Source organism: Arthrobacter oryzae (assembly GCF_003634095.1).
Taxonomy (GTDB): domain Bacteria; phylum Actinomycetota; class Actinomycetes; order Actinomycetales; family Micrococcaceae; genus Arthrobacter; species Arthrobacter oryzae.
In genome coordinates this window covers 43740-60040 of the sequence record NZ_RBIR01000010.1, presented here as the reverse complement: position 1 = coordinate 60040, position 16301 = coordinate 43740, and the positions used below count along the sequence as shown (strand labels likewise).

Here is a 16301-nt window from a genome sequence, read left to right as displayed (position 1 = left end):
GCGTGCCGGCCGCTTAGCTGGTGGTGCCGACATCCTTGGCATCCATGATCCGGTAGGCATAGCCCTGCTCGGCGAGGAAGCGCTGCCGCTTGGCCGCGAAATCCTGATCCAGGGTGTCCCGGGCCACGAGGGAGTAGAACCGGGCGGCGCGGCCGTCCTTCTTGGGCCGCAGCAGCCGGCCCAGCCGCTGGGCCTCCTCCTGCCGGGAGCCGAAGGACCCTGAGACCTGGATCGCGACCGACGCCTCCGGCAGGTCAATGGAGAAGTTGGCCACCTTGGACACCACCAGGGTCTGTACCTCCCCGGCCCGGAAGGCTGCAAAGAGCCGCTGGCGTTCCTTGACCGACGTATCGCCCTTGATCACGGGTGCGTTGAGGCGCTCGCCGATCTCGTCGAGCTGGTCAATGTACTGTCCGATCACCAGCAGCTGTTCGCCCGCGTGTTCGGCCACCAGCTCCTCCACCACCCGGGTCTTCGTCTCGGACGTGGCGCACAGACGGTACTTGTCCGCGTCCTCGGCCATGGCGTAGGCCACCCGTTCGTCCCGGGGCAGGTCCACCCGGACCTCCACGCAGTCGGCGGGCGCAATATAGCCCTGGCTTTCGATGTCCTTCCACGGGGCGTCGTAGCGCTTCGGGCCGATCAGGCTGAAGACCTCGCCCTCCCGGCCGTCCTCCCGAACCAGGGTGGCCGTGAGCCCCAGCCGGCGCCGGGCCTGGAGATCCGCCGTCATCCGGAAGATCGGTGCCGGGAGCAGGTGGACCTCGTCGTAGATGATCAGGCCCCAGTCGTTACCATCCACAAGCTCCAGGTGCGGATACAGCCCGCCGCGCTTGGTGGTCAGGACCTGGTACGTGGCGATTGTGACCGGACGGACCTCCTTGACGGAGCCGGAGTACTCGCCGATCTCCTCCTCGGTCAGCGATGTGCGTTTGAGGAGCTCGTCCTTCCACTGCCGCGCCGAGACGGTGTTGGTCACCAGGATCAGCGTGGTGGTCGAGCTTGTGGCCATGGCGGCGGCGCCGACCAGGGTTTTGCCGGCGCCGCAGGGGAGCACGACGACGCCGCTGCCGCCGGCCCAGAAGTTCTCCGCCGCCAGGTGCTGGTAGGGCCTGAGCTTCCAGCCGGTTTCGTTGAGCATGATGGGGTGCGGCGTGCCGTCAACGTAGCCTGCCAGGTCCTCCGCCGGCCAGCCGATTTTGAGCAGCAGTTGCTTGAGCTGGCCGCGCTGGGAGGAGTGCACCACCACCGTCTCGCCGTCGATCCGCGGCCCGAGCAGCGGGGCGATCTTCTTGGCGCGGCTGACCTCTTCCAGCACCGGGTAGTCGGACGTGCGCATGACCAGACCATGCTGCGGGTCCTTTTCCAGCCGGAGGCGGCCGTACCGGGACATGGTTTCTTCGACGTCGATCAACAGGGAGTGCGGAACCGGGAACCGGGAATACTTCAGGACGGTGTCCAGCACCTTTTCGGCGTCCAAACCGGCGGCCCGGGCGTTCCACAGCCCCAGCGGCGTCAACCGGTAGCTGTGCACGTGCTCAGGCGCCCGTTCCAGTTCGGCGAACGCCGCGATGGCGTGCCGGGCCTCTGTGGCAAGGTGGTGGTCAACCTCCAGCAGGATGGTCTTGTCACTCTGGACGATCAGGGGTCCGTCATTCACTGGAACAGTTCCTCTGTAGCTTCTACGTCGATAATCCGGTGGATGGACAGTACGCGTTCGATCTCCTTGTCCGGATCGAACACCCGCACACGGCCGCCGTTCACAGCTACCGGAACAACGGTCTCGCGGCTGGCATTCCCCATGCTGTCCACGACATTCATGACCACCCGCTGCTTGAGGCGGATCGCCTTCAGCAGGGTCTCCAGCCCCAGCTGGGTCGCTTCCTCGCTGCCCGGGGCAGCCGCTGGGGGATGACCGCCTGCCGTGCCCGGTGCCAGTGCCTCGTTATTGCGCAGCACCGCCAGCTGGGCGTCGATGTCGGCCTCCGGCGGGGCGGTGCGAGGGGCGGTGTAGACCGGCCGGCCGCTGCCGGTGGCCGGCGTGGTGCGGCGCAGGCGGACGACGCCGGCGGCCGCGTCCTCCAGGACGGGGGAGAGGCCGAGGCCTTTGAGCGCCTGGGCGGTGTCCCGCGGCGCGGCGTGCGAGATGACCACGGTAGGCGCGATGCGCACCAGCCCGAGTCCGGATGCGGCCGGGGCGTTGAGGAGGTCCAGCAGGGCAGCCTCGTCGTCGCTTTGGATGAAGCTGGCCGCGGCCCCGACGCGGAGCCGGGAGTGGCGGGCGGCGGTGTCCTCGATGAGGTACTGGAGGGGCTGCGGGATGGCGGTGGCTGAATGCTGGCGCAGGAAGTCCAGCATGGCCGCGGCATCCTGGCCGGCGTCGAGGGCCCGGCGGACCGATGCGACGGAAAAGCGGTAGATGGTTGCCGGGCCCTGGCCTTCTGCCGCGGCCATGGTCAGCAGCCGGTCGCTCAGTTCGGGATCCAGATAGCCCGGTGCCACCGCCGTCAGGTCCGCCTGCAGCAACACGTGCTGCAGGGCCGCGGGCAGGTGCTCGCCCAGGATCCCCAGGGCAGCATCGGGCTGCTCGCCGGCGATCGCGGCGCCCAGTTGGCTGAGCGCCCCGGAACCGATCAGGCCCAGCATCTCGGCCTCCATGAGGAGACCGCGGATCAGCGAGCTGAAGCGGCGGGCCATCCGCGGCTGCGCCCATTCGGCACGTTCCAGCACGGCTGCGGCATCCAGGACGGGCGCCTGCCCGTCCGGCGCAGCGGCCTCGAGGGTGAGCTCGTGCAGGATTTCCAGCACGCGTCTGCGGACCACCGGGGCGTCGGGCCGCTGCGCCTCGGCGGAGAGCGCGTTGATGGTGGTTCCGGCCGGCCCGCGGTGGCCGGCCGCCCCCGGGGCGGCCGCATTCACGGGCTGTCCCACGAGGGAAGGCGCGCGCTCGCTGGCCAGCCAGGCATTGACCAGCCACAGCCACTGTTCCTGGCGCGGAAGCGACAGCCACTCCAGCTGCGGCGGCTGCACCCACGCGGAACTGTCGACGTCGAGCCGCAGGAGACCGGCCATCCCGCAGAGCTCCGCGAGCACGCCGGCCTGGTGCACGTCGATCCGCAGGGAATCCGCCAGCCGCCGCATCTCCCGCACGCCGACGCCCCCGCTGCGCAGCGTCGCCAGAGGCTGCGCACGCACGGCGTACAGCACCTCGCCCACAAGCCGCAGTGTCTCGGCGATGGCGCCCAGGGCGGCGTTGCGGCGCAGCCCTGCGCTCGTGTGGCCAAGGTGGGGGACCGGAGGCAGCAGAGAAAAGTTCTCAATGACGAACCCGCCGCGCAGCGACACTCCCACGCTGTGCGGCAGTTCGACGTGGGCGGCGTCCAACGGCACCAGGAGTCCGCGCGCCAGAAGCCAGTCCACCGGGCCGACGTCGGCACTTTCGTGGACCACTGAGGCGCGGCGCTGGGCCTGGGGAACGGCGCCCATAGCCCAGTTTCCGAACCGGGCCAGGAGCGCGGGGGTCCGGTCCGGCGCCGTGGCCAGGATGGCCTGGAGCGACTCCGGTGTTGCCGTCCAGTGCTGCAGCGACAGGGCCGCTTCCATCGGCGTCGTGGCGGGCGAGACGGACGCGCCGCTGCGGTGCAGTTCGCCGACCAACTGCACCACCCGTTGCGCGAAGGCCGGCTGGAGCCGCACGAGTTCGGTGTAGCTGCGCCCCAGCCCTGCCGGGTAGATGCCAATGACATCCTTGAGGCTGCCGACCGGAAGGTAGTGCCGCTGTTTGGCGGCCGCGGAGGTCACGCCGTGCGGGGGCTCGGCGCGGTGGACGAGGGCCAATTCCTGCAGCGAAAGGAGCAGCCGCTCGATGGCGGCCATCGAGGAGCCGTTGATCAGTTTCTTCAGCATCGCCGCCGACGCGCTGTGCCCGGTATCGGCGTTCGTGCACAGGTGCAGGGTCTCCAGCACCTGCATCTGCGGACGGTTGAGCCGTTCGAGCGCGCGCTGCACGCTGACCCGTCCGCTGGCACGCGCGGCGAGGGCCGCGAAGTCCGGGACGCCGGGAGAAATCAAATCCGGCCGCGCGCAGAACAGGGCCCGCAACGAATCGTCGCTCCGTGCCTGAAGTTCCTTGCTGAGCGCGCGGATGAGGGACATCGTTCCCACGTTACCTTTCGTCAGGCCGGCGCGGGCCGCGCCGGGCGACCACGCCGTCCACAATGAGCGCGAGCATGAGAATGAACGCCACGGGGAGCCCGTAGAGGGCCAGTGAGGTAATCCAGGCGGGCGCCACCGCATGGTTGACGGCCATGGCCATGACGGTGCCGACGGCAACAAGGGACAGCACAGCAAGGGTGGCCGCGATGATAGTTACGGGCCGCCGGTAACGCGTGAGTGTCATGTGGGCAACGCTAACAGTCCGGCCTCGCCCGCGCCTCAAACCATCAAAGTGAACAAGGCAGGATAACCTTGGAGATACAGACCAACACGGTCCGGGCAGTCATACCCTGAACCCGCGTATCCATGCGGATGCGGTGGCCGCCGGTCGTGTCCCCGCAGAACGAAGAAGGTTGATTACGTGCCTACCGGCAAGGTCAAGTGGTATGACAAGGAAAAAGGCTTCGGATTCCTCGCTGGCGAGGACGGCCAGGAAGTCTTCCTGCCCAAGTCCGCGCTGCCCGAGGGCATCACGGAGCTGAAAGCCGGAACCCGCGTTGAATTCGGGGTAGCCGACGGCCGCAAGGGCGCGCAGGCGCTCGGCCTGCGTGTGCTGGACAAGACGCCGTCCATCGCCAAGGCAAAACGGCCGAGCGCCAAGGACCTCGCCCCGCTGGTCCAGGACCTCGTCAGCGTGCTGGACAACCTGTCCGGGACCCTGTCCGCCGGAAAGTACCCGGAAGGCAACAAGGGTAAAGCAATAGCGGCCGCCCTCCGTAAGGTTGCCGACGAGCTGGACGTATAAGGCTCTTGATGACTCAGGAACCTGATAACTTGCCGGCGCCGGATGCCGGATCCACAGCGACGGCCGGATCCAAGGGAGCCGGCTCAAAGCAGGGGTCCCGCCCGCGCGCCGGTGTGCCCGTTTGGCGAACCGGCAAGCCTGACGCCTTCCTGGCCGCCGCCGTCGACGTCGCCCGCACCGCTGTGGAGGGCATTGCCCCCGCCGAACAAATCGGCCAGCACCTCGGTGCCCGCAGCGAAGGCGACCGCCTGGTGACCCATCTCTTCGAATCCAAGCTGCCCGGCTACGGGGGCTGGCAGTGGTACGCCGTGCTGACCCGCAACTCGCGGTCCAAGGTGGTGACGGTCGACGAACTCGGCCTCCTGCCCTCGGAGGACTCCATCCTGGCTCCGGCCTGGATCCCTTGGGCTGAGCGGGTCCGCCCGGAAGACGCGCAGGCGGACGAGGCGGCCGGGGAAACATCGGGCGCCGAAACGCCGGCACAGGACTCAGGCGCCGGGCACGCCTACGATGACGCTGCCGCCGCCGCCGACGACGCTGATGACGACGACGACGCTGACGCTGACGACGCCGACGCCGCCGCTGACGACGCTGAGGCGGGTCCGGACGACGAACGGGAACGCCCCGCCGATGAGGCCGACTAGCGGTTGAAAGAATCCGGGAGCGGGCAGGGGGAGGGCTGGGCATGATGTCCACGTTCAGATCCCTGCGCATCCTGAACTACCGGCTGTGGTTTGTTGGCGCGCTCATCTCCAACATCGGCACCTGGATGCAGCGCACCGCCCAGGACTGGCTGGTGTTCGCCCACCTGACGGACCACGATGCCGGGGCCGTGGGGATCACGATGGCCCTTCAGCTGGGCCCGCAGCTCTTCCTGGCGCCGGTGGCCGGGCTTCTCACGGACCGCTTCAGCCGCAAGCGGCTCCTGGTGCTGACCCAGTCCTCCATGGCGCTGCTGAGTGCCGGGCTGGGCATCCTTGTGCTGTCAGGCGCGGCACAGCTCTGGCACGTGTATGCCTTCGCCCTGATGCTGGGGGTGGTTTCCGCGCTGGACGCCCCCGTGCGCCAGACCTTCGTCTCGGAACTGGTCCAGGACGACTACCTCCCCAACGCCGTGGCCCTCAACAGCGCCTCGTTCAACGTCGCCCGCATGATCGGCCCGGCAGTCGCCGGCGTTCTCGTGGCCATTATCGGACCGGGCTGGGTCTTCCTCCTCAACACCCTCACCTTCGTCGCACTGTTGCTGAGCCTGGCGAAAATCCCCTCGGAATCGCTGCGGCGGCTGCCCCGGGCGCCGGCGGGCAAAGGCAGGATCCGGGAGGGGCTGCAGTATGTGCGGTTCCGCCCCGACCTCGTCGTGGTGCTTGTTGCCGTCTTCATTGTGGGAACCCTCGGGCTGAATTTCGCCCTGTTCATTGCGGCCATGGTCGGCACGGAGTTTGGCCTCGATGCGGGGGCTTTTGGCCTGATGAACTCGATCATGGCCATCGGCTCGGTCGCCGGGGCGCTCTTGTCCGCCGGCCGCGGCAAACCTCGGCTGCGTGTCATTTTCGCTGCGGCCGGAGCCTTCGGCGTGACATCGGGCCTTGCGGCGCTGGCGCCAAGCTACTTCTGGTACGGCATCGCGCTGGTGCCGGTCGGGCTGTTCGCGATCACCATGATGACCAGCGCCAACGGCTACGTCCAGACCACGACGGACCCGGTGATGCGGGGCCGCGTGATGGCCCTGTACATGGCGATTTTCATGGGCGGAACGCCCATCGGGGCGCCGTTTGTCGGCTGGGTGGCCAACACCGCCGGACCTCGCTGGTCCATGGCGGTCGCCGCCGGCGCAGGGCTGCTCGCGGCGCTGATCGGGCTGCTGTGGATCATCCGGGCGAAGCACCTGCGGCTCCACTTCAACCGCCGGGCGCGCGGGCTGCGCTACTTCCGCCTGGAACCGGGCGCCAGCCCGGCCGGCTCGCCCGGCGACCGGTCCGGTGCGGAGCCGACCGGACATGCTGACGCAGCGTTGGACCCAGCTTCGGAAGCAATGGACCCAACGGCGGACACAACGACGGCGCCATCCGGGCACCGGGCCGGGACGACGCCGTCGGACGCTGAGGCTACTTCTTGAGTTCGGCCACAACGAAATCGATGCATTCGAGCAGCGCCGAGACATCGTCCGGCTCGATCGCGACGAAAGTGGCGATGCGCAGCTGGTTCCGGCCCAGCTTGCGGTAGGGCTCAGTGTCCACCACGCCGTTGGCCCGGAGAACCTTCGCTATGGCCGAGGCGTCGATCGATTCGTCGAAGTCGATCGTGGCGATCACGTTGGAGCGGTCCTCGGCCTTGGCCACGAACGGCGTTGCGTAGCTGGACGCCTCGGCCCAGCGGTAAATCCGGCCGGCCGAATCCGCGGTCCGTGCCGCGGCGAAGTCCAGGCCGCCATTGGCGTTGAGCCACTGCACCTGAGAGTCCAAGGTGACCAGGGTGGCCAGTGCCGGGGTGTTATAGGTCTGGTTCAGCCTTGAGTTCTCGATTGCGGTCTGGAGGTCCAGGAAGTCGGGGATCCAGCGGTTGCTGGCCTTGATCCGTGCTGCCCGCTCCAGTGCCGCCGGGGAGAACAGGCCCAGCCACAGTCCACCGTCGGATGCGAAGTTCTTCTGCGGCGCAAAGTAGTAGACATCGGACTCCGCGACGTCCACGTCCAGCCCGCCGGCGGCCGAGGTCGCGTCCACCAGCACCAGCGACCCTTCGTCGGCCCCTGCCACGCGCCGGACGGGGGCGGCCACGCCGGTGGAAGTCTCGTTCTGCGGCCATGCGTAAACGTCGACGCCGGACTCCGCCTGGGCGGTGGGACGGGTGCCGGGCTCGGCCTTGAGGATGGAGGACTCGGCGAGGAACGGCGCCTTGTTGGTTGCCGCGGCAAACTTCGAGCCGAACTCGCCGAAGGACAGGTGCTGTGCTTTGTTCTCCACGAGGCCGAAGCTGGCAATGTCCCAGAACGCCGTGGAGCCGCCTACACCGAGGATTACTTCATAGCCCTCGGGGGCGCGGAAGAAATCGCTGAGACCGCTGCGGACGGAGCCGACCAGGTTCTTCACGGGTGCCTGCCGGTGCGAAGTCCCCAGAAGCTTCGCCGATGCCGCGGCGAGGGCCTCCATCTGCTCCGGCCGGACCTTGGACGGGCCGGCGCCAAACCGACCGTCCTTGGGGAGGAGGTTGGCGGGGATCGTGATGCTGGTGTCGCTCACAGTGGCTCCAATTTTTCGGCTGGTTTCGTAGCGTGGCGGTGAGGTGGCCTGGTTGGGGCAGCTACAACGGATGCCCCTTTTCATTCTGCCTGACGGGTCCCGGGGACGCGGAAAAGGATCTGTCATAGTCCGGTCATTGAGACGCCCCAGGCTGCGCAGTACACCTGGTGCCGGACCAGCGCCCGGGGATGGAGGAGAGATTATCCGGAGTAATTCAAAATAGGCTAGGCTGTCCTGCGAACGTACGGCGGATCCCGCCAGGGCGCATCCTGCAGGCAGCCCGCCCGCGGTACGGTGGGAATGACGCAAGTACTGCGCTCGAGGAGCTGAGCTGAATGACGGATCTGATCGATACCACTGAGATGTATCTTCGGACCATTCTGGAACTTGAAGAAGAAAACATTGTCGCCCTCCGCGCCCGCATCGCCGAACGGCTCCGCCACTCCGGACCCACTGTTTCCCAGACCATCGGCCGCATGGAGCGGGACGGCCTGGTGGTTGTTTCGGGCGACCGGCACCTTGAACTGACCGAAATCGGACGGAAACGCGCCATCGGGGTCATGCGCAAGCACCGCCTCGCCGAGCGCCTGCTCGCAGACGTGATCGGGCTCGACTGGGCCTACGTCCATGAGGAAGCCTGCCGCTGGGAGCACGTGATGAGCGAACGCGTCGAGCGAAGAATCTTCGAACTGCTCAACCACCCGACCGTTTCGCCCTACGGCAATCCGATTCCGGGGCTGGCGGAACTCGGCGGCGCGCCCTCCGGGGCCCTCGCTGACGGGATCGTGAACCTGCTGGACGCCATGGCCGGTTATGGTCCGGGCTCGCGGATTACGATCAATCGGCTCGCGGAGCCGATCCAGGTGGAACCGGAGCTTCTGGCCCAGTTGGACGAGGGCGGAATCCGGCCCGGCGCGCCTGTGTCGCTGGAGCGCGTGGGGGAGTACATCTCGGTCCGCGTTCCTGATATCGAAGGCGCACTGGAGTTGCCGCCGGAGGTTGCGGCGCACGTCTTTGTAACCGTCGGCTGACCAGCCACGACGTCCCGGTCATGGGACAACCCATGTGTTCTGCACAGGAGCGATTACGGATTTATTACCGGGCGGCTTGATCCCCTATAGTTAGTGCCCAGTACCGATATCAAAGCGTTACCTGATCCGAAGCCGAGCCCTGCCAGCGGATCAGTAGCAGAACCACCTCCTGGCAGGGGCGGGGGAACCACTTTCGGCTGCTTCACGGCAGCCTCGGGGTGAAGTCCGTCAGCGGCAAGCAGCTTCCACAGTGGTCCCCAGGGGTGCCTTTGTGGCCGGGTGCTTGCAACGGCGGACCGGGTCTGTGAACTCTCTGACCCGAATCCGACAGCTAACTTCGCAGGCTCTCCAGAGAGGAACCGTTCTTGACCACCCAGACCGCCAGAGGCCGTCGCCGCGCGATCGGTCCGGCTCAAGAGCCGCGTCCCGTTCCCGCGCAGACCGCCGAACGTCCGCGCGACCCGCACCGCGATGAACGCCGTCGACGACGCAGTGCGTTCCGTCAGGTAACGGACTTTGCCGCTGCCAGCGGCGTCGGCCAGAAGGCCGGAATAGTCCTGGCCGCAGCCGGTCTGATCCTCACGGCCACGGCCCCCCTCACAAGCCCGGTCATGGCCGCGAACGCGGGCGGATCGGGCGCGCTCTCCGCCGCTGTACAGCCGGATGTCACGGCCGCCGCCGCCGCAAAGATCGATTTCAGCCGGACCGCGATCACCACCAAGGGCGACCCGGACGGGAAGCTCAAGCAGCTGCTCAGCTCCCAGTCGGTCGGAAGCATCACCCGCGCGGCATCGGCCGGCACGCTGGGTCCGCCGCTGGACCAGCTGATCACAGCCTCGCCGTTCGGCTACCGGGTCAGCCCCATTACGGGCACAGTGGGTGAATTCCACCGCGGCCAGGATTTCGTCGCCCAGTGCGGCACGCAGGTCCATGCCGCCGCCAGCGGCACCGTGACCTTCAATGGGTGGCACCCCTACGGCGGCGGAAACCGAGTGGTTCTTGATCACGGCGACGGCCTGGAGACCACGTACAACCACCTGTCCTCGTCCCTGGTCAAGGTCGGCCAGAAAGTCTCCCGCGGCGATGTCATCGCGCTGAGCGGGACCACCGGCGCCTCCACGGGCTGCCACCTCCACTTTGAAGTGATGGTCAACGGCAACGTCGTTGATCCGCTCGGCTGGCTCTAAAAGACGATGGACCGCTCTCAAATGCATGTGACACGCCGTGATCTGAATGTGACATTGACTCCAGACTCCTGTAGGGTTTGAAGCACGCCAACTTTTCCGAAGTTGGCGCTCTTGAGTGGATTGCCTAGCTCTGCCACCGCTCAAGGTCCGTTCGCATTACATCGTCTGGCAGGGGCGGGGGAACCAATTTTGGCCTTCGAAAGAAGGCCTTGGGGTTAAGTCGCAAAGCTTCCCAGGAAGCAGCGCGGCCGGGTGACTCCCATCCGAATCCGACAGCTCACCTCGTAGGCATTGGGAGAGGCTACTTTCGTGTCTTCACGCCACAATGCTGCGCGTCTGCGCACAGGCGCGGCTCTTATGAGCCCGCTTGAATCCTTATCACGTACCGCCCTTGCCGGCGCCCTGATTAGGTCACGTTCCGCAGGCTCATTCTCTATCGAGCCCGGACAGCATGCAGTTCCCGCTTTTGGCGCGTCTTCGCAGTACACCCTTCGCTAAGTAACCCATTTCGGGGCGATCCGGCGTACCCCCAAGATGCCGGAGCGTCCTCAGCCCGCGCCCAAAAACGCGCGGTCCTCAGGATCACGAAAGAGAGAACTTAATGACTACTCGTGCGACCATTGCACGGCACCGCGCCGAGGTCACCAAGACCAACTCGCTGGCTGTTATTGCCAAGGCAGTCGGCGACAACGCCGGCGGCATGGGCCGTCAGGCAGCGGTCATCGCCGCAGCCTCCGGTCTGGTTCTGACCAGCGGAATCGCAGCCAACGCTGCTGAGACCAACGTTCAGCGCGAATCCACCTCCGCTTCAGCCCTCGAAGTCCAGGCGTCCGCTCCGGCGACGATTTCTGCCGCTTCCAGCATCGCGATCTCGTACGAGAAGCCCGCTGTGCACACGTCGCCGGCTCCCGTCGTCGAGGCTCCCAAGCCGGTCGTGAAGGTCCAGGAAGCCGCGACTGCAACCACCCAGGCCGGCGCCACCGCCGCAGTGGCAGCCCCGGCTGCAGCCGGTGTTGCCAGCGGCATGGGCGCCACGATCGCTGCCGCCGCTTACGCCCAGCTCGGCGTGGCGCAGGACTGCACCGCACTGGCCACCAACGCCCTTGCCGCCGCCGGCATCCACTACCACGGCTGGCCGGCAGGTTACCTGTCCCTCGGCCGTACCGTGAGCGCCGCCGAGGCTCGTCCGGGCGACCTTGCTTACTACCAGAACGGCGGCGTGGGAATGGCCCACATCGCGGTTTACGTTGGTAACGGCATGGCCGTTCACGGCGGCTGGAACGGTGGGACCACCGCGCTGTACAGCGTGAACATCGGCTCCGGCCCGGTCTTCATCCGCGTCGGCGGCTAGTCACAGGCACCCCGCATTTTCGAAAGACCCCCGCCTCTCGAGGCGGGGGTCTTTCGCGTATCCGGGCCCCGGCCTTTTCGGGTCCGCCACCGCACCGGCGAAAAAATATTCGGTGATCGGGCAGTTGAGTGTTTACTCTTGTCTTGTCGATCCATAGCCCGACCATGCACAGGGCAGCCGGCCCTCGTGCCCCTGGCGGGTGCGGCCGTGAAGAGGTATGCGGATGCGCACTCTCGTTCTGAATGCTGGATATGAACCGCTGGCGGTAGTCACCTTCCGCCGGGCGCTCGTCCTTGTCCTGACCGGAAAGGCCAGCGTCGTGGCCGAAGGTGAGGATCCCGTCGTCGGCCCCCAGGACGTTCTGGGCCGGCCGTCAGTGATCCTCCTGCACCGCTACATCCGGCCGCGGTACAACACCATGACGGCAGTCAGCCGCCGCGGGGTGCTGCGTCGGGATGCCCACCGCTGCGCCTATTGCGGCAAGGCGGCCCACACCATCGACCATGTCCAGCCCAAGTCCCGGGGCGGCGCCGATTCTTGGGAAAACCTGGTCGCGGCCTGCCTGCGGTGCAACAACGCCAAGGGCGACCACACTCCGGCGGAGATGGGCTGGAAGATCGGGTTTGTGCCGGGGCAGCCGAAGGGTGCCATCTGGCAGATCAAGGAACTCGAGAAGCCGGCGCCCGCCTGGGATCCGTTCCTGTTGCCGGAATCGGCCGCCTGAACCGTCCGCCGGACACATCGCCTGCAGCTCCGTCGCAAACACCGCCTCACGTCGCCGCTGCGTGGGCGGCCATGCGCCATGACGTCAGGATTCGCCGGCAGCCCGCACCGCGATAGGCTGAATCGGTGGAGTTCGATGCCATCATTCTCGCCGGGGGGAGATCGTCCCGCCTCGGCGGCGTGCCCAAGGCCGGGCTGATATACGGCGGCGCCACGCTCCTTGAGCGGTCACTGCACGCAGCGGGCGCGGCCGCGCGCACCGTCGTCGTCGGCCCCGACCCCGGCAACCTGCCCGACGGCGTGCTGAGCTGCCGGGAAGAACCGCCATACGCCGGGCCGGCCGCGGCTATAGCGGCGGGCCTCGGAGCGCTGGCCGTGAGCCGCGCGGGCCGCGACGGAACCGTTGCCCCGCCGCCGCCGCCGCCGTTCGTCCTCGTCCTGGCCTGTGACATGCCGCGATCGGCCGCCGCCGTCCGCGTCCTGTTCAATGCGCTGGCCGGTGCGCCGGCCGAGTCCCCGGCAGCCGAGCAGGGCAGGGCCAGCAGCGACGCCGACAGCAAAGGCGGTGTTAGGAGCGGCGTGGACAGCAACGACGTTTACGGCAACGGCGGTGACAGCAGCGGCGGTGACAGCCGAGACGGAGTCATGGCCGTCTCGGCCGACGGCCGAAAACAGCCACTCCTGGGACTTTATAGCACAGCTGCGCTACAACGATGCGCTGCAGACGCCGCGCGCAGCGGCAGCCTGGAAAACGCCTCGGCCTTCGCCCTTCTTGCTAGGCTGGACGTGCAGGAAGTTCGCGTTCCTTCCGGGTCCACGGATGACGTTGACACGTGGGACGACGCTTCCGCACTAGGGGTATCCGGCACTATTCCAGACCTCGGTCCGGACTCCGGCCCGGAACTCCGCAGCTGAACCCGACCATGGAGGCAAACGGTGAAAAGCCAGGATGAAACGCTGGAAGACTGGTGCCGTGCCCTGCTCCAGGCTCTGGAGCTGGAAGATATTGAGATTGACGTGAACGAGGTGCTGGCTCTGGCAGGCGTGGCCGCCCATTCGGTGGTCCGGCCGGCGGCGCCGCTGACCACGTTCATTGCCGGCTATGCCGCCGGACTGGCCTCGGGCTCCGGGCAGACCACGGACGCCGCATCAATGCAGGCCGCCATGGCCGTGGCCCGCCGCCTCGCCACAGACTACGCAGCCGCCGAAGCTCCCGGGGCATGACGCCTGCCCTCCCGGACGGCGGCGGACCGGCTTCCGCAGGCGGGGACGGGCCCACCGCCCCTCCCGATTCTGTAAACCAGGACGCGGCCGGCACGGCCATGGAAGACCAGGACACGGCTGCAGCGCCGCATCGTCACCTGGCGCACACCTGGCAGGAGGCCCGGCAACTCGCCTTCGACTGTGCCGTTCCGATCCCGGCCGCCCCCGTCCCCCTGCGACAGGCCCTGGGCCGGACCCTGGCAGCCGACGTGGTTGCCTCGCAGGACATACCTCACTATGCCTCCTCGGCCATGGACGGCTGGGCCGTCAACGGCAGCGGTCCCTGGATCCTGGCCGAACCCAACCAGCGGCTGGCTCCGCATCAGGCCAGTCCGATTTCCACCGGCGGCCTCATCCCGGGCGGGGCCAAGGCGGTGCTGCGCAGTGAAAGCGGCGTCATCGACACCGACGACGACGGCTTGCCGGTCCTGAAGCTGGGCGGCAGCGCCAAGCCGGGGGACCCGCGCAACGGCGACCACATCAGGAAAGCAGGGGAGGAGGCCGCCGCCGGTGACCTCCTGATCAAGCGCGGCACCGTCCTGAACCCTGCGCACCTGGCCCTCGCCGCGTTGGCCGGCAGCGACACCCTCCCCGTGCTCGGCAAGGCCGTGGTGCGGCTCGTCCTCACAGGCTCAGAGGTCGTCACGTCCGGAATGCCGGCCCCCGGGCAGGTGCGCGACACCTTCGGACCCCAACTGGCCGCCGTCGTGGGAATGCTCGGCGGGATCTGCACCGAAGAAGTGAAGATCGGCGATACCTACGCCGAATGGCTTACCGCGCTCGAGGACAGCGAGCCGGCCCGGGGGGACAGCGAGCCGGCCGGCCATACGCCGGGCGATACCTCCGGCGGCGGGGCCCCCGCACCGGCAGCGGAACCTGCCGGTGAAAGCCTGCCAGCCGACGTCGTCATCACCACCGGTGGCACGGGCCGCTCCGGAACGGACCACCTGCGGCGTTCGGTCGCCGAGCTGGGCGGACGCCTGCTGATCGACGGGATCGCGATGCGGCCGGGCCACCCCGCCGTGCTGGCTGAACTGCCGGACGGCAGGTACATCCTAGGCCTGCCAGGAAACCCGCTCGCGGCCATGATGGCGCTCTCCACCGTCGGGGCACCCCTTCTGGCCGCCCTGGGACACGGGCCCATGCCTCCGCTTAGCGAGGTGCCCTGCGGATCAACGATTGACCCCGATCCCGGCCGGACGCGGCTCATGCCCTTCCGGCTTCTCTACGGCATGGCGTCGCCGGCGCAGCACACCGGACCGGGCATGATGCGGGGCCTCGCCGCCGCCGACGGCGTGCTGGTGGTTCCACCCCACGGCGTGCAGCTGGGGGAGCTGGTCGCCGCTTTCGCGCTCCCGTGGAGTGCGCCCCTCCCGGACCCCGCGGCGGCGTCGGCCGCACCGAAGCCTGCCGCCAAGCGGCCGGCGCGGAAGCCGGCAGCCAGCGACGGGCCCGTGGACTGGAGTGCCCTCCTCGGCTGAAAGCCGCCGGGAGGCTGGCTAGGACGGGGCCCGCTGGCTTCGGGGTCAGGCGCTTGCAATGATGGAACTAACAGAGAACCAACCCGCACAACATGTTGCTTAGGAGTACCGGATGGGCCGTGTCACCCAGCGCCGCAAGGTGCACAAGATCGTCCTGGACGGTTCCCCGCAGGCCCTCGAATTCCCGGTCCGGCACCGGGAGGACGTCCTCGCCGTCGAGGAACCGCTGGAGATCCGGCTTGGAAGCATGTCCTTCTCCGTCACCATGCGAACGCCGGGCAACGATTTCGACCTCGTCGCCGGATTCCTCGTCTCGGAGGGGATCATCTGGGCTCCCGAGCAGCTGGTCTCGCTCCGGTTCTGCGCCGGCGAGGACGCCGACGGCATGCAGACGTTCAATGTCGTGGAGGCCCAACTGCGGCCTGACGTCGTCCGGCCGGAGACCGGACGCAGCTTCTTCACCTCCAGTTCCTGCGGCATTTGCGGGACGGACTCGATCGACGCCGTGCGCAAGTCCTCGCACTTCAGCCCGGCCGGGGATCCGTTGACCGTCCCCGTGGAAACGCTGGCGGCCCTCCCGGACGCCCTCCGGTCCGCGCAGGACATCTTCGACGTCACCGGCGGCGTGCATGCGGCCGGCCTCTTCCGGATCTCCGACGACGGCTCGGCCAAGTTGCTGTGCCTGCGCGAAGACGTCGGACGACACAACGCGGTGGACAAAGTGGTTGGCTGGGCGCTCCGGGAAGGCCTGCTCCCGCTTCGGGGAACCGTGCTGCAGGTGTCCGGCAGGGCATCGTTTGAGCTCGTCCAGAAAGCATCCCTGGCCGGGATCCCGGTGCTCGCCGCCGTCAGCGCTCCCTCCAGCCTCGCCGTCGAGCTCGCCGAGGCCAGCGGGATGACCCTGGCCGGGTTCAGCCGCCGGACCAGCTTGAATGTGTACGCTGGCCAGCACCGTGTGGTGGTTCCGGTCCCCGCGGCCGGCTGACGAGGCAAGCCGGCGGCGCGACTTGGCCGGAAGGGTGCCCGCGACGTAAGTTTTATCCATCGATTGGAGCCAATCGGGTCCCCC

15 protein-coding genes and 2 riboswitches are annotated in these 16301 nt (G+C 67.9%); of the genes, 11 read left to right on the top strand and 4 right to left on the bottom strand.

The genetic code is table 11. The annotated features are described in order from the left end of the window. Positions 1-13: 13 nt before the first annotated feature. Genes C8D78_RS17375 through C8D78_RS17365 form a run of 3 tightly spaced genes read right to left on the bottom strand, consistent with a single transcriptional unit; the run spans position 14 to position 4399 of the window. Positions 14-1660: a DNA repair helicase XPB gene (locus C8D78_RS17375; protein WP_120955119.1), complete on the bottom strand. Its 1647-nt coding sequence runs from the start codon at positions 1658-1660 to the stop codon at positions 14-16. Continuing rightward, on the bottom strand, positions 1657-4155 hold the full coding sequence (locus C8D78_RS17370; RefSeq protein WP_120955194.1) for a helicase-associated domain-containing protein: 2499 nt from the start codon (positions 4153-4155) through the stop codon (positions 1657-1659). Before C8D78_RS17370 ends, C8D78_RS17375 begins: the two co-directional genes overlap by 4 nt. A 10-nt stretch (positions 4156-4165) precedes the next feature. Continuing rightward, the gene (locus tag C8D78_RS17365) at positions 4166-4399 is read right to left on the bottom strand and encodes a hypothetical protein (RefSeq protein WP_120955118.1); all 234 of its coding nucleotides are present in this window, start codon (positions 4397-4399) and stop codon (positions 4166-4168) included. Positions 4400-4576: 177 nt separating this feature from the next. Between C8D78_RS17365 and C8D78_RS17360 the strand changes: the two genes are divergently transcribed. From C8D78_RS17360 to C8D78_RS17350, 3 genes are read left to right on the top strand one after another with little or no spacing between them, the layout of a single operon-like run. Beyond that, on the top strand, positions 4577-4960 hold the full coding sequence (locus C8D78_RS17360) for a cold-shock protein (RefSeq protein ID WP_120955117.1): 384 nt from the start codon (positions 4577-4579) through the stop codon (positions 4958-4960). 8 nt (positions 4961-4968) lie between these two features. Then, complete coding sequence (locus tag C8D78_RS17355) at positions 4969-5604, top strand: DUF3027 domain-containing protein (RefSeq protein WP_120955116.1); 636 nt, start codon at positions 4969-4971, stop codon at positions 5602-5604. 44 nt (positions 5605-5648) lie between these two features. Further along, on the top strand, positions 5649-7076 hold the full coding sequence (locus C8D78_RS17350; protein ID WP_244208470.1) for an MFS transporter: 1428 nt from the start codon (positions 5649-5651) through the stop codon (positions 7074-7076). Here C8D78_RS17350 and serC read toward each other — a convergent pair. Beyond that, complete coding sequence (serC, locus tag C8D78_RS17345; RefSeq protein ID WP_120955115.1) at positions 7066-8196, bottom strand: phosphoserine transaminase; 1131 nt, start codon at positions 8194-8196, stop codon at positions 7066-7068. The two genes, C8D78_RS17350 and serC, sit on opposite strands and share 11 nt — an antisense overlap. Before the next feature lie 335 nt (positions 8197-8531). Between serC and C8D78_RS17340 the strand changes: the two genes are divergently transcribed. The 8 genes from C8D78_RS17340 to fdhD all read left to right on the top strand — a co-directional run bounded on the left by C8D78_RS17340 (position 8532) and on the right by fdhD (position 16217). Next, positions 8532-9227: an iron-dependent transcriptional repressor DtxR gene (locus C8D78_RS17340; RefSeq protein WP_120955114.1), complete on the top strand. Its 696-nt coding sequence runs from the start codon at positions 8532-8534 to the stop codon at positions 9225-9227. Between the two features lie 150 nt (positions 9228-9377). After that, positions 9378-9588: riboswitch (cyclic di-AMP (ydaO/yuaA leader) on the top strand. Between the two features lie 4 nt (positions 9589-9592). Continuing rightward, the gene (locus C8D78_RS17335) at positions 9593-10414 is read left to right on the top strand and encodes a M23 family metallopeptidase (protein WP_120955113.1); all 822 of its coding nucleotides are present in this window, start codon (positions 9593-9595) and stop codon (positions 10412-10414) included. A gap of 135 nt (positions 10415-10549) precedes the next feature. Then, positions 10550-10719, top strand: a riboswitch (cyclic di-AMP (ydaO/yuaA leader). A gap of 296 nt (positions 10720-11015) precedes the next feature. Continuing rightward, positions 11016-11765: an NlpC/P60 family protein gene (locus C8D78_RS17330; protein ID WP_120955112.1), complete on the top strand. Its 750-nt coding sequence runs from the start codon at positions 11016-11018 to the stop codon at positions 11763-11765. Positions 11766-11988: 223 nt separating this feature from the next. Next, a complete protein-coding gene (locus C8D78_RS17325) occupies positions 11989-12489 on the top strand; it encodes an HNH endonuclease (RefSeq protein ID WP_120955193.1) in 501 nt (166 codons plus the stop codon). A gap of 125 nt (positions 12490-12614) precedes the next feature. Continuing rightward, a complete protein-coding gene (gene mobA / locus C8D78_RS17320) occupies positions 12615-13403 on the top strand; it encodes a molybdenum cofactor guanylyltransferase (RefSeq protein ID WP_120955111.1) in 789 nt (262 codons plus the stop codon). A 21-nt stretch (positions 13404-13424) separates the two neighbouring features. After that, on the top strand, positions 13425-13712 hold the full coding sequence (locus C8D78_RS17315; RefSeq protein WP_120955110.1) for a DUF6457 domain-containing protein: 288 nt from the start codon (positions 13425-13427) through the stop codon (positions 13710-13712). A 98-nt stretch (positions 13713-13810) separates the two neighbouring features. Continuing rightward, complete coding sequence (locus C8D78_RS17310; RefSeq protein ID WP_244208469.1) at positions 13811-15232, top strand: molybdopterin molybdotransferase MoeA; 1422 nt, start codon at positions 13811-13813, stop codon at positions 15230-15232. Positions 15233-15344: 112 nt separating this feature from the next. Further along, positions 15345-16217: a formate dehydrogenase accessory sulfurtransferase FdhD gene (gene fdhD / locus C8D78_RS17305; RefSeq protein ID WP_120955108.1), complete on the top strand. Its 873-nt coding sequence runs from the start codon at positions 15345-15347 to the stop codon at positions 16215-16217. The last annotated feature ends 84 nt before the right edge of the window (positions 16218-16301 follow it).